This window comes from Sphaerospermopsis sp. LEGE 00249 (assembly GCF_014299995.1).
Classification (GTDB): Bacteria; Cyanobacteriota; Cyanobacteriia; order Cyanobacteriales; family Nostocaceae; genus Sphaerospermopsis; species Sphaerospermopsis kisseleviana.
In genome coordinates this window covers 1-20,954 of sequence record NZ_JACJUZ010000058.1, presented here as the reverse complement: position 1 = coordinate 20,954, position 20,954 = coordinate 1, and the positions used below count along the sequence as shown (strand labels likewise).

12 protein-coding genes and 1 CRISPR repeat array are annotated in these 20,954 nt (G+C 39.5%); of the genes, 8 read left to right on the top strand and 4 right to left on the bottom strand.

The genetic code is table 11. The annotated features are described in order from the left end of the window. Positions 1-851: 851 nt before the first annotated feature. The 3 genes from H5968_RS18135 (at position 852) to H5968_RS18125 (ending at position 3,529) form a co-directional block, all read left to right on the top strand. Complete coding sequence (locus H5968_RS18135; protein ID WP_187041076.1) at positions 852-1,961, top strand: sodium-dependent bicarbonate transport family permease; 1,110 nt, start codon at positions 852-854, stop codon at positions 1,959-1,961. A 118-nt stretch (positions 1,962-2,079) separates the two neighbouring features. Further along, positions 2,080-2,412: a hypothetical protein gene (locus tag H5968_RS18130; RefSeq protein ID WP_187041075.1), complete on the top strand. Its 333-nt coding sequence runs from the start codon at positions 2,080-2,082 to the stop codon at positions 2,410-2,412. A 520-nt stretch (positions 2,413-2,932) separates the two neighbouring features. Further along, positions 2,933-3,529, top strand: a complete 597-nt coding sequence (locus H5968_RS18125) for an exopolysaccharide biosynthesis protein (RefSeq protein ID WP_187041074.1) — start codon at positions 2,933-2,935, stop codon at positions 3,527-3,529. Positions 3,530-4,027: 498 nt separating this feature from the next. Here H5968_RS18125 and H5968_RS18120 read toward each other — a convergent pair whose 3' ends face one another. Beyond that, positions 4,028-4,888, bottom strand: a complete 861-nt coding sequence (locus tag H5968_RS18120) for a metal ABC transporter permease (protein ID WP_187041073.1) — start codon at positions 4,886-4,888, stop codon at positions 4,028-4,030. Between H5968_RS18120 and H5968_RS25215 the strand changes: the two genes are divergently transcribed. After that, positions 4,848-4,994 (top strand): hypothetical protein, encoded by a 147-nt coding sequence (locus H5968_RS25215; protein ID WP_222620725.1) that lies wholly within the window; start codon positions 4,848-4,850, stop codon positions 4,992-4,994. The genes H5968_RS18120 and H5968_RS25215 overlap by 41 nt on opposite strands. Before the next feature lie 125 nt (positions 4,995-5,119). On the opposite strand, the gene H5968_RS18115 is transcribed toward H5968_RS25215, so the two are convergent. After that, positions 5,120-5,947: a metal ABC transporter ATP-binding protein gene (locus tag H5968_RS18115; RefSeq protein WP_187041072.1), complete on the bottom strand. Its 828-nt coding sequence runs from the start codon at positions 5,945-5,947 to the stop codon at positions 5,120-5,122. 90 nt (positions 5,948-6,037) lie between these two features. Between H5968_RS18115 and H5968_RS18110 the strand changes: the two genes are divergently transcribed. Together H5968_RS18110 and H5968_RS18105 are read left to right on the top strand one after the other, a co-directional pair. Next, complete coding sequence (locus H5968_RS18110) at positions 6,038-7,012, top strand: metal ABC transporter substrate-binding protein (protein ID WP_187041071.1); 975 nt, start codon at positions 6,038-6,040, stop codon at positions 7,010-7,012. Between the two features lie 430 nt (positions 7,013-7,442). Further along, a complete protein-coding gene (locus H5968_RS18105) occupies positions 7,443-8,789 on the top strand; it encodes a GTP-binding protein (RefSeq protein ID WP_187041070.1) in 1,347 nt (448 codons plus the stop codon). A gap of 422 nt (positions 8,790-9,211) precedes the next feature. Here H5968_RS18105 and H5968_RS18100 read toward each other — a convergent pair whose 3' ends face one another. Further along, positions 9,212-9,979 carry a PAP/fibrillin family protein gene (locus H5968_RS18100; RefSeq protein ID WP_187041069.1) on the bottom strand — a complete coding sequence of 256 codons (768 nt, stop codon included), beginning with the start codon at positions 9,977-9,979 and terminating at the stop codon, positions 9,212-9,214. A gap of 258 nt (positions 9,980-10,237) precedes the next feature. Between H5968_RS18100 and H5968_RS18095 the strand changes: the two genes are divergently transcribed. Continuing rightward, positions 10,238-11,653: a Rieske 2Fe-2S domain-containing protein gene (locus H5968_RS18095; RefSeq protein WP_187041068.1), complete on the top strand. Its 1,416-nt coding sequence runs from the start codon at positions 10,238-10,240 to the stop codon at positions 11,651-11,653. Between the two features lie 127 nt (positions 11,654-11,780). Here H5968_RS18095 and cas6 read toward each other — a convergent pair whose 3' ends face one another. After that, entirely contained in the window at positions 11,781-12,923 is a 1,143-nt protein-coding gene (gene cas6, locus H5968_RS18090) for a CRISPR-associated endoribonuclease Cas6 (RefSeq protein ID WP_187041083.1), read from the bottom strand. 642 nt (positions 12,924-13,565) lie between these two features. Further along, positions 13,566-18,016: a CRISPR direct-repeat array (repeat unit 37 nt; unit sequence GTTTCTAATTACCTAATCCCCGCAAGGGGACTGAAAC). A 423-nt stretch (positions 18,017-18,439) separates the two neighbouring features. Here cas6 and bchE point away from each other — a divergent pair. Further along, the gene (gene bchE, locus H5968_RS18085; protein ID WP_187041067.1) at positions 18,440-20,098 is read left to right on the top strand and encodes a magnesium-protoporphyrin IX monomethyl ester anaerobic oxidative cyclase; all 1,659 of its coding nucleotides are present in this window, start codon (positions 18,440-18,442) and stop codon (positions 20,096-20,098) included. The last annotated feature ends 856 nt before the right edge of the window (positions 20,099-20,954 follow it).

Here is a 20,954-nt window from a genome sequence, read left to right as displayed (position 1 = left end):
TTCCCTATTCCCTGTTCCCTCATAAATAAATAATGGTTTTCATAGAATAAAACTTATACATTGACTAATACAGCCAATTTTGGGCTTTCATATAAGCTTCTGCTTATATGAGGTATATAATATTTTTTTTATAATTCATGTCTTTGGGTTATTTTTTTTGACCTAAAGGCTGTATGCTATTTGTAATCAAACAGTTGATCCCCGGTTTCAACTGCAAAAACCAAACTGGGTAGATAGTTCTGCATGATTGTGTTTCAAGGTAACTAGGATTTCTCCTGAAGTAGAACCTTAATTTACAATTCATGTAAATTGTCAAACATAATCACAAATCAGCAAGATATTTTACACTTGCTGTTTTTTGTACTTAGAAAACAGTTAAGCACTACTTGAGGAGCATTGACAGATGTATTTTGACAACCAAATTTTCATAAAACTTAAATGTTGAAATTACATATTTATATCAACATTAGTATATCCTCTACCGCAACATAAAACTGGAAAGGCTGTTAATAAACACTCTTTACTTTTTATTTTGACAGCTTAACTTCTGGAAATTACATCAACAGAAATTAGCCAACATTAATATTTTCAACTAATCATAAACTGGGTGACAAAATTTTTAATTGTTACCAAGGGTTGTTATTACCAAATAATCATAGTTGCATTATTAGCGATCAAGTTTTTGGCAGTTGAAAATAGTTGTTTTGGTGTGGCTAAATGCTTGTAATTTCAGTCTGCGGTAAAAACCTGTGCTGTAGGGGTGAAGAGCCTCATTCTTACTTTCTTTAGCTCTTTAAATCTCATTTAGTTCATTGATTCAATGCTCTTCGTTAGAGGAGAAGGAGGTACTCGTGGATTTTGTGTCCTTATTTATTACGGACTTTATTGCTCAGTTGCAGTCTCCAACACTGGCTTTTTTGATTGGGGGGATGATCATTGCTGCTCTTGGTAGTGAATTGGTAATTCCAGAGGCAATTTGTACGATCATCGTCTTCATGCTGCTGACCAAAATCGGTCTCACCGGTGGAATTGCGATCCGTAATTCTAATCTGACAGAGATGGTGTTACCCATGATCTTTGCTGTAGTAACAGGGATTACGATTGTATTCATCTCACGCTATACCTTAGCCAAACTGCCAAAGGTCAAAGTCGTTGACGCGATCGCCACTGGTGGTTTGTTTGGAGCAGTGAGTGGTTCTACAATGGCTGCTGGTCTGACGGTACTGGAAGAACAAAAAATTCCCTTTGAAGCATGGACTGGCGCACTCTATCCCTTTATGGATATCCCCGCCCTTGTAACTGCCATTGTGGTAGCTAATATTTACCTCAACAAGAGGAAACTTAAAGAAGCCGGCGAATCTGCTATGCAGGAGTCTTTCAGCAAGCAGGCTGTGGCGGCGGGCGATTATCCCACTACCAGACAGGAGTATCTCAGTCAGCAGAAAGATCCCGGTGATAATAAAGTGAAGATATGGCCGATCATTGAGGAAAGTCTCCGTGGTCCTGCTTTATCCGCCATGTTGTTAGGTCTAGCTCTGGGACTGTTCACCCAGCCGGAAAGTGTTTACAAAAGCTTCTACGATCCCGCCTTTCGTGGTTTGCTCTCGATCTTGATGTTGGTTATGGGTATGGAAGCTTGGTCAAGGGTTGGCGAACTGCGTAAAGTAGCTCAATGGTACGTTGTGTATAGTGTGATAGCACCATTTATACATGGGTTAATTGCCTTCGGTTTAGGTATGATTGCTCACTACACCATGAACTTCAGCATGGGTGGTGTTGTAGTTCTAGCTGTTATCGCTTCCTCTAGTTCCGATATCTCCGGTCCTCCTACCTTGCGGGCAGGTATCCCGTCGGCTAATCCCTCCGCTTATATAGGTGCATCCACAGCCATTGGTACACCAGTTGCAATCGGCTTGTGTATACCCTTCTTTGTCGGGCTTGCCCAGGCGATCGGCGGCTAATCCCAGAGGGGTCGTGGTCTGTTGGCGCTCCTTGAACCAGCAGACTAAGCAACTCAGTATTGGGTTTGCATAACAAGAATATATAATATCAAGTTACGTAGGTAAGGAGGTAATCAATATGTCCAAGCGTGCCAACAAGCTCGTCATCGTCACCGAAAAGGTGCTGCTCAAAAAGGTCGCCAAGATCATTGAAGAATGCGGAGCGACTGGTTACACAGTGGTGGATACTGGCGGTAAAGGTAGTCGTAACGTGCGCTCTACCGGTAAACCCAACACTGCTGATACTGATTCAAATGTGAAGTTCGAGGTACTCACCGAAACACGGGAGATGGCGGAGAATATAGCAGATAAGGTCGCAATTACATTTTTCATGGATTATGCGGGCATTATCTATATCTGTGAAGCAGAGGTACTGTACGGAAGACATTTCTGTGGACCAGACGGCTGTTGAGCGGAAACGACGCAGACTTTAAAAGCCGGGGCATGACCCCGGTTTTTTGATGGTCGTTACTCAAAACGTTAGTCAATTTAGATCCCACATTCCGCACCCCAACTGTCACTCAGAATTTTTGTAGGTTGGGTTGAACACAGTGAAACCCAACAAACGCTATGATCAATTAATAGGGGTTGCTGAATAAACTCAAAACATTGATCAATCAAAGGGTTGAGGTTGAGAAACAGGAAAGTAGGTGGAAAGATTTTCCAGGGTTAGTAGCTAGTACCGCTTCGCGGAAGTCAAAAGTCAAAAGTCAAACATAATAGGTCGTAAGCTTTTTAGTCATTGAGAATGGTTGGTTTATTTACGCTTTGCTGTACTAGTTACTGTTTTCTTAACTAACACTAACAAATACCGATGGCGAAATCACTACTTAACGTAAGTTGCTAGTTACAGATATTCAGGTTTATTTCTCGATTAGATCCCCCCTCACCCCTGTGTAGTCTTCTGAATGTGGTATTTACTAGAAAATCCTATGAAAATACATCTAAGATTTTCTCAAGAGATAAAGTCTTTACTGCAACGTTTATCAGACCAGTCACTAACTCTAGGTGATGTTCTGACAGAAACCTCAGAACGGGGTTTTAGCTTGGTGATTGCATTATTAGTTTTACCGTTTTTGTTTCCCATGCCTCCAGGGTTAACTGGTCCTTTTGGGGCTGCTTGTTTGCTTTTGTCTTTGCAGATGCTATTTGGTAGGCGATCGCCTTGGCTACCTAGAAAAATCGCTACTTATCAATTTCCTCGCCCCTTTGCTCAAGTTATCCTGCAAAACTTATGTCGAGTCACTTCATTATTAGAAAAAATTACTCGTCCTCGCTTGACAAAAATTGCTTCTCATGATTTGGTTTGGCGATTTAATGGCTTGTGTATTTCCTGGTTGACTGTTCTATTAATGTCACCTGTTCCCTTTACCAATCCTATCCCTACCATCGGTATTTTACTTTTTGCTGTTGCCAGTATTGAATCGGATGGCTTGCTAATATGTATTTGTTATGTGATGACAGCTTTGATTACGTTGTTATTTGCACTGATTGGTTATGCAGTCTGCTTAGCTCCTGGTTTGCTTTAAAATTGCGGTTGTCTGGGAATGTCAAAAAACTTTTCTCAAAAACTACCCTTTCTCTAGAGAATACGCTATAATAAAATACCCAGCCTAAAAAGCTGAGGAAAAAGTGATTCATAGAAATTCACACTCAATTAAAGTTCTATTGGTCAAAGAACTTTTTTACTCACAAAAATACAAAACTAAGCAATTCAAAGCAATTCAAAATTGCTCAAATAAAACCCCCAGCTAATGGCTGAGGGTAATGATCTAAATTAAGGTGCATCTACTGTTTTTCTTATCCGTAGGGATTTTGACTAGATCCGGAAACTTTCGGTTATGCAAATATTTTTTTTGTATATAATCGAAAAATGTTTTAGTGAAACCCCCAGTTCCACCTGAGGGTAATTGATCAATTAAGGTTTATATGTTTCCGCCGGGGTGTCTGCCAAATCAGGAAGAATTTAACAAGAGCGATCGCTTTTTTGCCCATTTTCTGTGAAGATGGGTAAAAGGTGATATTCCCTAACTTCCTGTTTTCTGCTGTTTGCCTCCAGCGTGCTGAAAAATTCCATGTCTAGGACTAAACAAAAAAGCTAAGATAAATAAACCCGAAACAACCAACACAATCGCAGGTCCAGAAGGTAAATTATAAAAATAGCTCAGATACATTCCGCTAATACTAGAAATTACACCAATTACCGCCCCTAAAATCATTACTTCATGTAATCGTTTTACTAATAAATATGCAGTTGCCCCTGGGGTAATTAATAGTGATAATACTAAAATCACGCCTACAGCTTTCATGCTGGCGACAATTGTTAAAGAAATTAACAACATTAAACCAAAGTTTAAACGATTAACTGGTAAACCTGCGGCTTGTGCGCCTAATGGATCAAAGGTGTAAAATAACAGTTCTTTGTATAGTAAAAAAACGATGATTAAAACGATAGCAGCAATGATAGCTGTGTCTCGCACTTCGTCAACTGTTACGCCGAGAATGTTACCAAATAAAAAATGATTAAGGTCGATTTTATTGCTTTTTTGAATGATTGTAATTAGGGTAATACCAAGGGCAAAAAAAGCTGAAAATACTATCCCCATTGCTGCATCTTCTTTGATGGGGGAACGGGTTTTAATAAATGCTATGGCTATGGTACTTAATATCCCAGCAATAAACGCCCCAATAAAAATATTAGCACCTATCATGAAGGCGATCGCCAGTCCTGGTAGTACGGAATGGCTGATCGCATCACCTAGTAATGCTAGTCTTTGTACCATTAAGTAACTACCAACTATCGCACATAATGAGCCTACTAATATGGCGATGATTAATGAACGTTGCATGAAGCTATATTGTAATGGTTCAATTAGTGTGTTTAACATAAATGAGAATGAACCACGAAGGCACGAAGTACACGAAGGAAGAAGAGAAGGAAGAGAAGGAAGAGAAGGAAGAGAAGGAAGAGAAGGAAGAGGAAGAGATAGATAAAATAATTACAGTATCTTGCAGGTAAATGAAGTACAAAATTTAATCCAAAAATCAACTATCAAGCAGGTTTTACTCCTGACTCCTGACTCCTGACTCCTGACTCCTGACTCCTGAATTATAATTTATTATGCTGCATCACTGAAGTAGATGACTTTTCCGCCATAAGCACGATGTAGGTTTTCTTCTGTGAGAACTTGTTGGCGTGAACCTGTGGCGATTAGTTCACAATTGAGTAAAATTAAATCATCAAAATGGGTGATTGATTCGCCTAAGTCGTGGTTTACTACTAATACAATTTTATTGGCTGCTGTTAGTTCGTGAAAAACTTGAAAAATTATGGCTTGGGTTTTTTGATCTATTCCTACAAAGGGTTCGTCAAAACAAAAAATTTCTGCTTGTTGGGTTAATGCACGGGCTAAAAATACTCTCTGTTGTTGTCCTCCTGATAGTTCTCCAATAGGGCGATCGCTGTATTCTTTCATTCCTACCCGTTCTAAGGCTGCTTTTGCTACTTGGCGACTAACAGCCGAGAAACTACGCAACCAACCTGTTTTTTTTACACGCCCCATCATCACTACATCCCACACTGTAGCAGGATAATTCCAGTCTATTTGGCTTCTTTGTGGTACGTAGGCAACTTTTTCTAGTTGCTGCTTTAAAGGTTTATTTTCATACAAGACGTTACCGCTACTCTTGGGAACTAATCCCAAAATTGCTTTCATTAGTGTGCTTTTACCAGCACCATTAGGTCCAAAAATTCCTGTTAATTTTCCTGGTTTGATGATGCAGTTCACATCCCGTAAAGCTTCTTGTGTGCGGTAATATACTCCTAAATGGGATATGTTAATGGTTGCTTGAGAACTCATATCAATAGATTTTCTCGTTTGTACAGGTATTTCCTGTGACTGTCTCCGTAATAAATTGAATGTTTGGTAAAAAGAAATATTTTGCATACCCGTGTTTAAAATATCTATTCTTTGAGCTTACTATAAAAATGAGAAAAAAATGAAAAAACCAATAATTTGAATTAATCAATTAGATAAATGAAACTAATGTCAGGGATAGACTGCCGCACTGTGTTTAAGAAGACAAAGATTGCTTTGCATATTTCCCCGTTTTGTTTGGGAATATTTCTACCTTTGGTTTTATTTGGTTGTACTCCTTCTGAGTCGCAACCACCGGGGGATGGTAAGCCGCAAGTTGTAGCAACTAGCACTATCATTGCTGATTTGGCGGAGGAGGTTGGAGGAGAGGAAATAAATTTAACTGGTATTCTCCAACCAGGTGCAGATCCCCACGTTTATGAACCCGTACCCGCAGATAGTCGAGTTTTGGCAACAGCGGATTTAATTTTATATAACGGTTACAACTTAGAACCGGGAATTATTAAGTTAATGAATGCTGCTGGAGGAAAAGCGAAAAAGTTAGCGGTGGGAGAAGTTGTTGAACCTTTAAAACTAGAAGAAAGTCAAGGGCAAACTGTTCCCGATCCTCACGTTTGGGGCAGTGCAGAAAATGCTATTTCTATGGTGAATGCTATTAGAGATTCATTGATTGAGTTATCACCAGAGGACAAAGAAAAATTTACTGAAAATGCAAAAAAATTGACAAATGAATTACAACAATTAAATAATTGGATTAAACAACAAATTCAAACTATTCCCCCAGAAAAACGCAAATTGATTACTACCCACGACGCTTTTCAATATTATGCTAATGCTTATGGTTTGGAAATTGCCGGAACTTTAATAGGGATTAGCACTGAAGAACAACCAAGCGCCCAAACTGTGAAACAATTAGTTGATGAAATTAAAAAAATAGGTGTGCCGGCAATTTTTGCGGAAACTACAATTAATCCCACTTTAATTAAAACTGTGGCCCAAGAAGCAGGTGTTAAACTTGCACCCAATGAACTTTACTCTGATTCTATTGGTGAAAAAGGAAGCGAGGCAGATACTTACATCAAAATGATGGAAGCCAATACCCGCACTATTGTTGAAGCTTTGGGTGACAGTTGATAGTTGATAATTGATAGTTGATAGTTGATAGTTGATATATATTGTAGGGGCGAAGCATTTGGGCGATAATTTGACGGAAAAATCAGACATCTAGATATCCCAAATGCTTCGACCTGCCCCCATAAATAGGTTCCATAATTTCTTTTCTGGAGAAGTCTATTGAATTTTCGGAGATGTCTAATGTGTAAGTTTATTTTTTTGCAATCTTACATTTTCTCCCAGGCTTGATCTGATTGAACCGCAAAGAACGCAAAGGACACAAAGTTAAGAGGGTTTAAGAGAGTTTTTAGTATTGCTGCGTTTATGTTGTCAAAATTGGGATGCTACCACTGTCAATTGTCAATTGTCAATTATCAATTGTTAAGGCAGCAGTCACAAGGCTCAAATTTTCGATATAAATAGATATGTAATCTATTTTTTTGCTGTCACCTTGTCTCAACTGCAAGAAACTCATTTAAACCGCGCCCGTGCTAGTCTTAGACAAGCGATATCTTGGTATGGATATCTCCGCAAGTCAGGCCAGCTATCATCTAAAGTAGAATTAGCAGGTTTGGTAAAACCAGAAATAGAGGTTTTAACCACCACACTTAGCAAACTAGACTCTAATGTGGTGAGAATAGCGGCCTTTGGTTTGGTGAGTCGTGGTAAGTCTGCGGTGTTAAATTCTTTGCTGGGGGAAAAAATTCTGCAAACTGGACCGCTGAATGGTGTGACTCAATGGCCGCGATCGCTACGTTGGAAACCAGGTGGTAAGGTAATTGTCGAATTAATTGATACACCTGGTTTAGATGAGATTGAGGGAGAAACCAGGGCGCAAATGGCGCGAGATGTGGCACAGCAAGCTGATTTGATTTTGTTTGTGGTGTCGGGAGATATTACTAGAACTGAGTATCAAGCATTGCTGCAATTACGTCAAGCACAAAAACCGCTGATTTTAGTATTTAATAAAATTGATTTGTATCCTGATACAGATAGAAAAAGCATTTATCAGAATTTACAAGTTTTAGGTGCTGGAGATCCCCAAGCGACACCATTATTACCTGATGAAATTGTCATGGTTGCAGCAGAACCTGCACCGATGGAAGTCAGAGTAGAATATCCTGATGGAAGTGTGAGTTATGAATGGGAAACACCACCCCCCCAGGTAGATGAACTGAAACAAACAATTTTGCATATATTAAATAGAGAAGGGCGATCGCTCTTAGCTTTAAATGCACTCATTCAAGCGCGGGAAGCTGAAGAAATTATTGCCCAAAAAACTGTTGATTTTCGGCAACAAGAAGCGGAAGATATTATTTGGAAGTTCGCAACATATAAAGCTTTAGCTATTGGTTTAAATCCGATTGCTTTTTTAGATATTATTGGTGGTGTAATTACAGATTTAGCTTTAATTCGTTCCTTAGCTAGATTATATTCTTTACCCATGACTAGCTATGAAGCAACAAATTTATTAAAAACCATTTTATTGAGTTCCGGTGGTTTATTATTAGGAGAAATAGGCAGTAGTTTTGTATTAGGTTTAGGTAAAAGTTCTGCTGTTATTGCTAGTGGTGATAATCCTCTGAATATTACTACATTTGCTGGTAGTGCGATCGCTCAAGGCGGTATTGCTGGTTATGGTGCTTATGCTGTGGGTAAAGCTGCACAGGTCTATTTAGAAAAAGGCTGTACGTGGGGACAATTGGGCGCTAATACCGTCATTCAAGAGATTTTGACCCAAGTTGATAAAAATACAATTTTGTATCGTTTAAAGGAAGAATTAATAATTGATAATTGATAATTGATAATTGATAATTGTTGCTTCTTTAGTACCTAGAACACCGATTCATTAATCGTCAGGGCGTATAGCATTCGGACAGAATATGAACTGGTTTCAGTGATAGGTTATCACCCGAATGCTGATGCTTCCAGCACGCTTCGCGAACGCCCCTACAAGGTAAAAACAAACATTTTCAATTAATTGTCAATTATCAATTGTCAATTATCAATTGTTTTAAGCTGTTACACAGCTAAATTGTATAATCCTAATATTCTGAACTCTTGTGGAACAGGCAAGATGCCTGTTCCACTTATACAAATTAAATGCACAACAGCTTAGGTTATCACCCGAATGCTGATGCTTCCAGCACGCTTCGCGAACGCCCCTACAAGGTAAAAACAAACATTTTCAATTAATTGTCAATTATCAATTGTCAATTGTCAATTGTTTGAACCCAGTCTTTCACAAACTAAAACAGTTCCTTTTTCTCCACGAGTAATTCTTAATTCTTCATCTAAATAAAGAATTTCTAAACGTCCTTTAGGAGAACGATTCATCATAAATGAAACTTCTCCAGTTTCAGGATTCATAGTTTGTGGAGGAACTAAACCAAACATCAACTTTAAAAAACCAGACATCAAAATATCTTGCCAACTTCTTTTTTCTGGTTTACCTTGTTCACTAAAAACCGCTTTCCAATCTTCTAAGTTAGTTGTAGATTGCGGTTTTAAAATTCCTCCTGTAAACTGAACTTGCAGCAATGTATCACTGACAGATTGACAAATTCCTTGGTTGATTACAATTCCCGAAAGTTGGGGAACAGATTCATCAATAGTTGTAAATTCCACCACAATATCATGAGTTCTTTGCTCTCCATTTCCTACTGGAAACACAGGTTGTAAAACGCGATCAATTACTAATTTTAATTTTGTTGGTTGAAACATATTAAAAGCCAAACGCCCCAAAGTATAAGCATATTTGCCATTTGCTAGTAGTTCACCTTGGGGAAAATTTGGCGCACTGATCAACAACCATTCACTATCCATTAAACTACCACTTTGGGCTGGTGCTGTTGTCGGGTTGAAAGATTGGAGATTTTCAATTGCAGCAATGACATTTTTATCTTTAGTATTACCACCACAAGCAGCTAATATTTGACGTAACTCTGTTTTCGCTGCTGTACATTTTTCTGTGTCTACTACTATCATAGTCTTACTTTTTTTGTTAAAATACTTGAGTAATACAATTTTAGACAATTGGCTGATTTCTGCGGAACATCCCAATTTTGCCAAAATAACCGCAGCAACACCAAAAACTCTCTGAAACTCTCTTACCTTTGCGTACTTTGCGTACTTTGCGGTTCAATCATAAGCTGATTTTTGAAATCTATCTGCCAAAATTATTAAAAAATTGTTATCTTAGTTTTGGGGTAATAAACATTATTTACAATCATTGTTAATTCTATCATGTCCAACAGCATTATCCAGTCAAACGCATCTCCAACCATAACCACAGAATTACTTCCCGCTGGTGGACTCGATCCAGATCGCTTTGATTGGCAAGAGGTATGGTATCCTGTTCATTATGTGGAAGATTTAGACAAAACCCAGCCTACTCGCTTCACTTTGCTAGAGAAGGATCTGGTTTTATGGTGGGATAATAACGCGCATATATGGCGAGCATTTTTAGATCAATGTCCCCATCGTTTAGCGCCTCTGTCAGAAGGTAGAATTAATGAAGATGGATTGTTAGAATGTCCTTATCATGGTTGGACTTTTTCAGGAACGGGAAAATGCGATCGCATTCCCCAACAAGTCGCAGGTGGAAAAGCAGAAATTTCTCAACGTGCTTGTGTAACTTCATTCCCAACCACCGTTAAACAAGGAATGTTATTTGTTTATCCGGGAACTGCGGAAAATGCCTCTAAAACTCAAGTTCCCATTGTTGATATTTTAGAAGAAGAATCAGCAGGTTGGGTTTGTCTCAATACTTTTAGAGATATTCCCTATGATGCTTTGACGTTAATGGAAAATGTCTTAGATTCCAGTCATATACCTTACACCCATCACCGTACCGTCGGCAACCGCGCTAATGTTGCTCCTGTGGAATTAGAAGTAGTAGAATCAGGAAAATGGGGATTTAAAGGAATTTGGGAAGAAGGACCGAGAAAAGGTACTTTAGGAAAACAATATACTACTTTTATTGCTCCTGGTTTAATGTGGCATGACTTGACATCTAAACAGTTTGGCAGAACTTTAACTGTTGTTTATGCTACTCCAATTCGTAAAGGTGAATGTCGGTTATTTGCGATTTTTCCTTTTAAGTTTGCTGCTAAATTACCAGGAATATTTTTAAAATTAACTCCCCGTTGGTATTCACATATTGGACAAAATAGAGTTTTAGAAGATGATCAAATTTTCTTACATCATCAAGAAAGATATTTAGCCGCACGGGGTGGAAGTGAGAATTTTACTAAGGCGTTTTATTTGCCAACTAAGGCAGATTTATTTGTTTTTCAATTGCGTTCTTGGGTAAATCAATATAGTATTGATCCGTTTCCTGGAAAAAGTTTCTCACCACCATTACCAAAGGAAGAGTTGTTAGATAGATACCACTCTCATACAAAAAAATGTGCTAGTTGTCGGGGTGCTTTGGCTAATTTACAAAAGTTGCGGATGGGGGTTGCAGGGTTAACAGTTTTGGTTTGGGGGTTGCTTCCTTTGCTGATGTTTGTTGATGATCAGCAGAATATTTTTACTGTTGGTTTTCTGTCTTTGGTTGTGGTTGGTGGTGCAGGAATTTGGTTTGGTTTGGGTAGGTTGGAAAAACGGTTTTATCAGGGGCGGTTGATACCACCAAGAAATTTACCGGATAATGGATAATTAAATCACATTTTTAAATCTCACGCAAAGGCGCAAAGGCGCAAAGGAAGAAAGTAAGAGAATAAGAAGGGTGTGGCAAAAATACATGAAAACTGCTGTCAAGTTTGAATGCAAAAGTTGTCAATTATCAATTATCAATTGTCAATTGTTTTAGTTCTTTACGGGCTAATTTAACGTAGGTTTTGACGGTGGAGTAGGGGATTTCTAAATCTTGGGATATGATTTTTAATGATTCGCCCATTTCTCGTCTTGCTAATATTGTCGCCCAAGTTGTGGCTATTTTTTCGGTGCGATCGCCTCCTGTGCGTTTGCGTGTTGCGGTGAATATTGCTGTTAGTTCTTCTATGCGTTCTGGTAGCAGGTTGTTGATAATTTCTGCTGATGTATTGGTTTCTGGTTCTACCCATTCTAACAGGGTTTGTCCGAGTCCAAAGGTGGTTTTATGTCCTGTACCACAGTAGGGAGCAAGTTGAATTAAGGCATAAAATAATTGGGTAAATTCTCTGTTGGTTAATGCTGTTTTACTCAACCCCAGAGATATCGCTCCTGTAAAACCTGTGACTGAACCTCTTTTACCTGCGGCAACTTTTACTGTTTCTAAGCGGTGTTTGTGAATGATGACGTTTTCATCTATCCATTCTAGAAAGGGATCTTGTTCTATGGACATTCCTGAAAAGTCGTTCCAGCGTCTCAGGTAACTATGAAAAAGATTAACAGGAACGGGAAGAGGGAAATGATGTCCTTTGCGGCGAAAACTGGTAGGGGAAATAAAGCTCAGATTAATGTTTGTGTGTTTGCCGAGGGATGATTGTAGGATTTGGTGATATGTAGTTGGTGGATGGAGAATACTAACTTTTTTTATTTGTAGGGAAGCATCTCTTAAATTTAGGGTTGGTGGAAGTTGGGTTAACCACTGACTTAAAAACTCTACTACTGGTTGGGAAAATGTGTGAAGATGCCAGCGATAGGTTTGGTTTGCTTGCAGTTGTAGTTGTTTACCTGCGGGAAGTAGTTGGCCTTCTAAAGCTGAGATGTTGAAGGGTTTTTCTGACTCTCCATCATGAAGATATGCGGACAGGGTAGGGTTAATTTGTCTGACTTGATCGAGAAACCAGGCATGAAGTCCGATGGTGTATTGTGAGTATAGGTATGTAGAATTGGTTGCTTCTAGGTCAAAGACTAGGCCGACTAATTCGCTGTTATCTGCCCATACTAGAGGAGTATTTTTAGATGGGGTTTTGCGTTTACTGGATGTAGCTGTTCTGGGCATCATTTTGAGGCTACATAATGTGATTTTCTGTATTATACTATGTTTTGGTCCCCTGGTGGGGATGGGGTGAGGAGTGGGGAGTCAGGAGCAAGTCCTAAGTTGACAATTTCATAGACAAAACTATACTTATATTGACAAAAATCAATATATTTTTAGGAAAAAATCAACTACTTGATATATAATACGGTGATATCAAGTATTGAATTGAGACTATTGCCGACGCGAAAACCAAGCAATGATGGTGGTAGTCTTTTTCAGAAACTTAATTGGAACACAATCGCGTCTGGCTAAGGCGTGAAAGTCTACTGAGGGATAACTGCTCCCATGCTCCCGTTGAAGTAGAAAGTAAAGTCTAGTTTTGTCTAGGTTTTATATAGCAGTGCGTAATTATTTGTAATAAAAAAACTCTTGACAAGTAGGTTGCTAAATTTTACTCTTAGATCAGGATAAATTTGGCAAACCTAGAGCGGGGTCAAAAACCCTGGGGGGTCCGCCAAATCGCCAGAACCTTGATAATTGAATAGTTCTAGCGTTTCATCAGTTTCAGTTGGCAGTTGACCCGAAGCCTGAAATGAGGTTTTTTCAGAGGTCCGCCAAATTCCCCCCTACAGTCTGCTCTCAGACTATGTTTCAGATGGCGGGGTTTCTAATTACCTAATCCCCGCAAGGGGACTGAAACCATTGTCGTGTTTTTGACCTTTTCTGCCATGCAGGGTTTCTAATTACCTAATCCCCGCAAGGGGACTGAAACCTCCCAGTGGGAGCGGTTTAGGACTTGTCCCTCTCTCCCCCGTTTCTAATTACCTAATCCCCGCAAGGGGACTGAAACTGGCATCTCTTTCAGCTAGGTTAGCGACGCTGTAGGTTTCTAATTACCTAATCCCCGCAAGGGGACTGAAACTTGCTACAACATCACGTTATTTGCACTCAAAACCAGATGAGTTTCTAATTACCTAATCCCCGCAAGGGGACTGAAACAAGACAACCGTTAAATTTACGTGATGTAAAAATATAGTTTCTAATTACCTAATCCCCGCAAGGGGACTGAAACCTAGAAACACAGCGTAAAATTGATAAATTATCTGGTTTCTAATTACCTAATCCCCGCAAGGGGACTGAAACAAATACTAGGGTGTCCGGGTTTGCCTATGAATAGGGGTTTCTAATTACCTAATCCCCGCAAGGGGACTGAAACAAGCAACATCTGGGATATTCCCGCCCAAGGGGAATAGTTTCTAATTACCTAATCCCCGCAAGGGGACTGAAACTTTATCCAATCAGGGATATCCCTGATTTTAGCCTGGTTTCTAATTACCTAATCCCCGCAAGGGGACTGAAACCAACGGGAACACAAGCCGATATTACTATAACTTATGGTTTCTAATTACCTAATCCCCGCAAGGGGACTGAAACTTGACATCTAAAGAGCGTAAAAGGCGACCATTATTCGTTTCTAATTACCTAATCCCCGCAAGGGGACTGAAACACATCCCTGACACCCTCACAGATGAAAATATAGCAGCTTTGTTTCTAATTACCTAATCCCCGCAAGGGGACTGAAACAAAAGTAATGAAGGGTAAGAATAAAGAGGTCGTTTTTGTTTCTAATTACCTAATCCCCGCAAGGGGACTGAAACCCTCTAAAACAACAGGCAAACTCTTTAGGTTGGAAGGTTTCTAATTACCTAATCCCCGCAAGGGGACTGAAACAATACATTGTTCTAGTAGGAGCTTTTGTTGGCACTGAAAAGTTTCTAATTACCTAATCCCCGCAAGGGGACTGAAACGACTAGCAGACGCTTACATAACCTACAAGATAGAGTTTCTAATTACCTAATCCCCGCAAGGGGACTGAAACCCATAGGTTTGCTCTGAACTGTAAATTTCTACCACTGTTTCTAATTACCTAATCCCCGCAAGGGGACTGAAACCTTTTATCCATTAGCTGCACAGATAAAGGATGGGTTTCTAATTACCTAATCCCCGCAAGGGGACTGAAACTTGAACTAAGGCGCTTATATTTGTAATTATAGTACGTTTCTAATTACCTAATCCCCGCAAGGGGACTGAAACAAAACACTAAAATATTTCGCCTATGCCTGGAAGAATGGGTTTCTAATTACCTAATCCCCGCAAGGGGACTGAAACACACTCTTCCGTTACTAAAACGGGATGTGCATTTACCAGTTTCTAATTACCTAATCCCCGCAAGGGGACTGAAACTTCCATTGCGTCCACCTTTTTGTTTACTTATTCTGAAGTTTCTAATTACCTAATCCCCGCAAGGGGACTGAAACAAATGCAGACTTCTGTACTTTTTAATGATTTGAGTCGTTTCTAATTACCTAATCCCCGCAAGGGGACTGAAACTTTTGTTACAACAAACGTAACTTCGCGAAATAAAACGTAAGTTTCTAATTACCTAATCCCCGCAAGGGGACTGAAACCTGAATATTGTAAATGGTTATTAGAGGCTACTTTGGGTTTCTAATTACCTAATCCCCGCAAGGGGACTGAAACTAGTTAGAGAAACTATTATTATTAGCCTTAACTGAAATAGGTTTCTAATTACCTAATCCCCGCAAGGGGACTGAAACTCGTTATCGCTAACTATGTTGACTGTGGAAATAGTTTCTAATTACCTAATCCCCGCAAGGGGACTGAAACAACTTACTACACTACTACCAACGTCTTCACACTCACGTTTCTAATTACCTAATCCCCGCAAGGGGACTGAAACATCAAATATTAGAAGGGAAATACACTTTAGCATTTGGTTTCTAATTACCTAATCCCCGCAAGGGGACTGAAACATTAGATGAGTTTTTTTTGACTTTAAAATCCTAAGTTTCTAATTACCTAATCCCCGCAAGGGGACTGAAACGTTTGATCAACGGCTAGAAACTCAGTCCAAGTCTTCAATGTTTCTAATTACCTAATCCCCGCAAGGGGACTGAAACCACACCAATAAAACGCTCCCCTTCATAGGGGATTCGGAGTTTCTAATTACCTAATCCCCGCAAGGGGACTGAAACCGTAACCAGTATATACTTCTAAAGTTTCCTCTACAGGTTTCTAATTACCTAATCCCCGCAAGGGGACTGAAACGCTTAAAAGATGTAGGCACTAGATTAGGTCAGAGTTTCTAATTACCTAATCCCCGCAAGGGGACTGAAACCCTTGCCTCCTGTTCCTTTACCCGCTTGGGTTAGGTTTCTAATTACCTAATCCCCGCAAGGGGACTGAAACATTTTAAGGAATTAACGAAAACTGAAAGATATGCTGAAGATGTTTCTAATTACCTAATCCCCGCAAGGGGACTGAAACTGCTGTAGGGGATGTTGTCAGCATCCCAAAGTCAGTGTTTCTAATTACCTAATCCCCGCAAGGGGACTGAAACAAAAACTTTACGAACCATCAACAGGGTTCGTGTTTGAAGTTGTGTTTCTAATTACCTAATCCCCGCAAGGGGACTGAAACAATCTGGCAGTTCTCCAGCACCATTGTCCATCTATGTTGTTTCTAATTACCTAATCCCCGCAAGGGGACTGAAACGCATAACGCCCAAATTTCTCTGTGACAGCCATAGCCATGGTTTCTAATTACCTAATCCCCGCAAGGGGACTGAAACTATTTTTTGATGGGTATTTATATAAAAATCTTTCGGTTTCTAATTACCTAATCCCCGCAAGGGGACTGAAACAAACTAAGACAATACGAGTACCTGAAGCTTTAGCTGTTTCTAATTACCTAATCCCCGCAAGGGGACTGAAACGGATCAACGAATCGCGACGATTAGCTGCTGAAAATCGTCAATGTTTCTAATTACCTAATCCCCGCAAGGGGACTGAAACCCTAATGGGGTATGTATGCACTTACTGGGGTATGTGTTTCTAATTACCTAATCCCCGCAAGGGGACTGAAACTAAAGAGATATGAGGATGATTTGTAAATTAAGAGATGTTTCTAATTACCTAATCCCCGCAAGGGGACTGAAACTTAAACAGATGGATTGGAAAGATCATTCTCTCATCGTTTCTAATTACCTAATCCCCGCAAGGGGACTGAAACAGGATGTAGAGATTCTCAAATTCTCCTTAGATAAGTTTCTAATTACCTAATCCCCGCAAGGGGACTGAAACACTACTATTGAGGCTACTTTATCTAGTCTTGGTACGTTTCTAATTACCTAATCCCCGCAAGGGGACTGAAACGTCAGTGAATAAAGTAATTAATGCGATCGCAACCGATTGTTTCTAATTACCTAATCCCCGCAAGGGGACTGAAACTAATCTTCCTTTGGGGGTTTAATCAAACTAATAACAAGTTTCTAATTACCTAATCCCCGCAAGGGGACTGAAACATTAACCGAGCGTACCACTGACCCCCCTCCTGGTAAGTTTCTAATTACCTAATCCCCGCAAGGGGACTGAAACCGCCATCTTCACCAATGCCTAATTGAATAAAATCAGAGTTTCTAATTACCTAATCCCCGCAAGGGGACTGAAACAAACCTTTGCTTTTGATTTCAGTTTCTACCCTTGATGGTTTCTAATTACCTAATCCCCGCAAGGGGACTGAAACTTGCAGAGTTTCATGGCAAGGAATTGGGCGTTTGGTTTCTAATTACCTAATCCCCGCAAGGGGACTGAAACTGCCCCTATGATATTCTTGAGAATTACTGTTTCTCCCAGTTTCTAATTACCTAATCCCCGCAAGGGGACTGAAACGTGATATTGCCGAAAGCATTTTATCCCCAGAACAAAGTTTCTAATTACCTAATCCCCGCAAGGGGACTGAAACTTACCCGTGCCACGATATTGCGATCGCCCGTCAACAGTTTCTAATTACCTAATCCCCGCAAGGGGACTGAAACATCGTTTAATTCCTTACTAGCTTTAGCGCGACGTTTCTAATTACCTAATCCCCGCAAGGGGACTGAAACGAAAACCAAAGGGCGATCGCTGCTCTGAAAATTGATTGTTTCTAATTACCTAATCCCCGCAAGGGGACTGAAACAAACAGGAGGACTTTGATCCTACAAATCCCAATCATGGTTTCTAATTACCTAATCCCCGCAAGGGGACTGAAACACCAGACTTGTAAAGACTGCCAAATTCTTCCCATCAGGGTTTGTTGGGTTTCACTCTGTTCAACCCAACCTACGGGATTTTATTTTTTTGTGCTTAACCAACAAGTATTGAAACAGATATTGCAAAGATAATTAAAGCCCAAAGATTAAGTTTTTCAGAACTTTTTTAAATTTAAGGCTGCATAGCTATAAAGTAATAGAAGTAAATTAATTTAACCAGTAATTTACAAGATAAAAATCGAGCAATTACAACTTTTGTCCAGTAATTTAACTGGTAATTTTTTTTGCTTATGTAATTTACATCAATTAGTAATAATTTATCCAGAAATTTTTCTCCCTTTTAAATTTTCTAGAAGAAGCAACATAGTTAAAAGTGGGATATTTTCCATCGTTGACTTTTCTGGTAAGAGTTAGGAGTTAGATTATGCGGATTCTGATGATTCAACCCAATTATCATTCTGGTGGTGCGGAAATTGCGGGAAATTGGCCACCTAGTTGGGTTCCCTATGTGGGTGGGGCGTTGAAAACTGCTGGCTTTACCGACATTCGTTTTGTTGATGCCATGACTGATTATATTGCTGATGATGCTTTGGCAGAAATTATCCAAAAGCATCAGCCAGATATTGTTTTGGCTACAGCAATTACACCGATGATTTATCAATCGCAAAAAACCCTAGAAATTGTTAAACAAGTTTGCCCTGAAGCTAAGACTATTATGGGTGGGATTCATCCTACCTATATGTACAGTGAAGTTCTCAATGAAGCTCCTTGGGTAGATTATATTATTCGGGGTGAAGGGGAAGAAATAACTGTTAATTTAATCAGTGCGATCGCTCGCGGAAAAGATGAAGCAGAACGTCGTAATATCTTAGGTATTGCTTTCTTAGAAAATGGGCAAGTTGTCGCTACACCAGCCCATCCGCCGATTGCTGATTTAGATACTCTCACCCCAGATTGGGATTTATTAGATTGGAGTAAATATATCTATACTCCGCTAAATGTGCGGGTAGCTGTTCCCAACTATGCTAGAGGTTGTCCTTTCACTTGTCGGTTTTGTTCCCAGTGGGCATTTTGGCGCAAATATCGTTCTAGCAGTCCGAAACAATTTGTTGATCAAATCGAAATTTTGGTGAAAAAACATAAGGTGGGATTTTTCATTTTAGCAGATGAAGAACCAACTATTAATAAACCCAAATTTATCGCTTTGTGTAACGAGTTGATAGAAAGAAATTTGGGTGTACATTGGGGAATAAATACCAGAGTGACGGATATATTGCGGGATGAACATGATTTACCATTGTACCGCAAAGCTGGGTTAGTTCATGTTTCCTTGGGAACAGAAGCAGCAGCACAATTAAAATTGAATTTGTTCCGTAAAGAAACCACAATTGAACAAAATAAACGGGCAATTCAATTGTTAAAACAAAATGGTATGCTGGCGGAAGCTCAATTTATTATGGGTTTGGAAAATGAAACCCCTGAAACAATTGAGGAAACTTACAAAATGGCTTTGGATTGGAAAGCGGACATGGTAAACTGGAATATGTTTACTCCTTGGCCATTTTCTGAGTTATTTCAAGACTTGGGCGATCGCGTTGAAGTGAGAGATTATTCTCAATATAATTTTGTTACTCCGATCATGAAACCCGACGCAATGGAAAGGGAAGATGTATTAAAAGGAGTGCTGCGAAATTATGCCCGGTTTTACCTCCGCAAAAGTTTTGAGTATTGGTTTGAGAAGGATGCTTTTAAACGTAAGTATCTTTTAGGTTGTTTGAAAGCTTTTGTGACAACCACCCTCAACAAGAGATTTTACAATTTAAAACGGGTGAAGTATAAGGGGTTAAACACAGAAATTGAGTTAGGTTTTGACGAGTCGAAGATTCTCACCCGTGAAGAAATTGCACAACGTAAACAAGAACATCCAGAATTAATGGCGGATGTGAATTTTACAGGTAATATTTCCGCTTGTGGCGCACCTAATGATCTGCCAGAATTTGTAGAGTCAGATGTGAAATTTTCCAGTAATATTTCTGCTTGTGGCGCACCTAATGATCTGCCAGAGTTTGTAGAGTCTGAGTAGGTTAACGCCACGCTTCGCTATCATTCCCAGTCGGGATACAATACTTTTCGGTTACAGCGATTTTCATGTCTTTAGACCACAGTCAGGGCGAAGCATTCGGATGATAGTCTTAGGTAAAAACCGATAATTAATTGTCCGAATGCTGATGCTTCCAGCACGCTTCGCGAACGCCCCTACATTGTTGACGGGAAACCTAAATCAAAATGTGGTTTATTTACCTGAAAATAGCTGTAAGCTCAAAACTAGTAAGGGCGAAGCATTCGGATGATAGTCTTAGGTAAAAACCGATAATTAATTGTCCGAATGCTGATGCTTCCAGCACGCTTCGCGAACGCCCCTACATTGTTGACGGGAAACCTAAATCAAAATGTGGTTTATTTACCTGAAAATAGCTGTAAGCTCAAAACTAGTAAGGGCGAAGCATTCGGATGATAGTCTTAGGTAAAAACCGATAATTAATTGTCCGAATGCTGATGCTTCCAGCACGCTTCGCGAACGCCCCTACATTGTTGACGGGAAACCTAAATCAAAATGTGGTTTATTTACCTGAAAATAGCTGTAAGCTCAAAACTAGTAAGGGCGAAGCATTCGGATGATAGTCTTAGGTAAAAACCGATAATTAATTGTCCGAATGCTGATGCTTCCAGCACGCTTCGCGAACGCCCCTACATTGTTGACGGGAAACCTAAATCAAAATGTGGTTTATTTACCTGAAAATAGCTGTAAGCTCAGAAGTGTTGAATGTTAAGAAATCTGTGATAAAAATAGCCCAAAATATATTAAAATTTGAGCAAGCTATATCAAAATATTGATTTGATCATGATTATAAATTCATTTCCCAAGATTGTCAAAGACA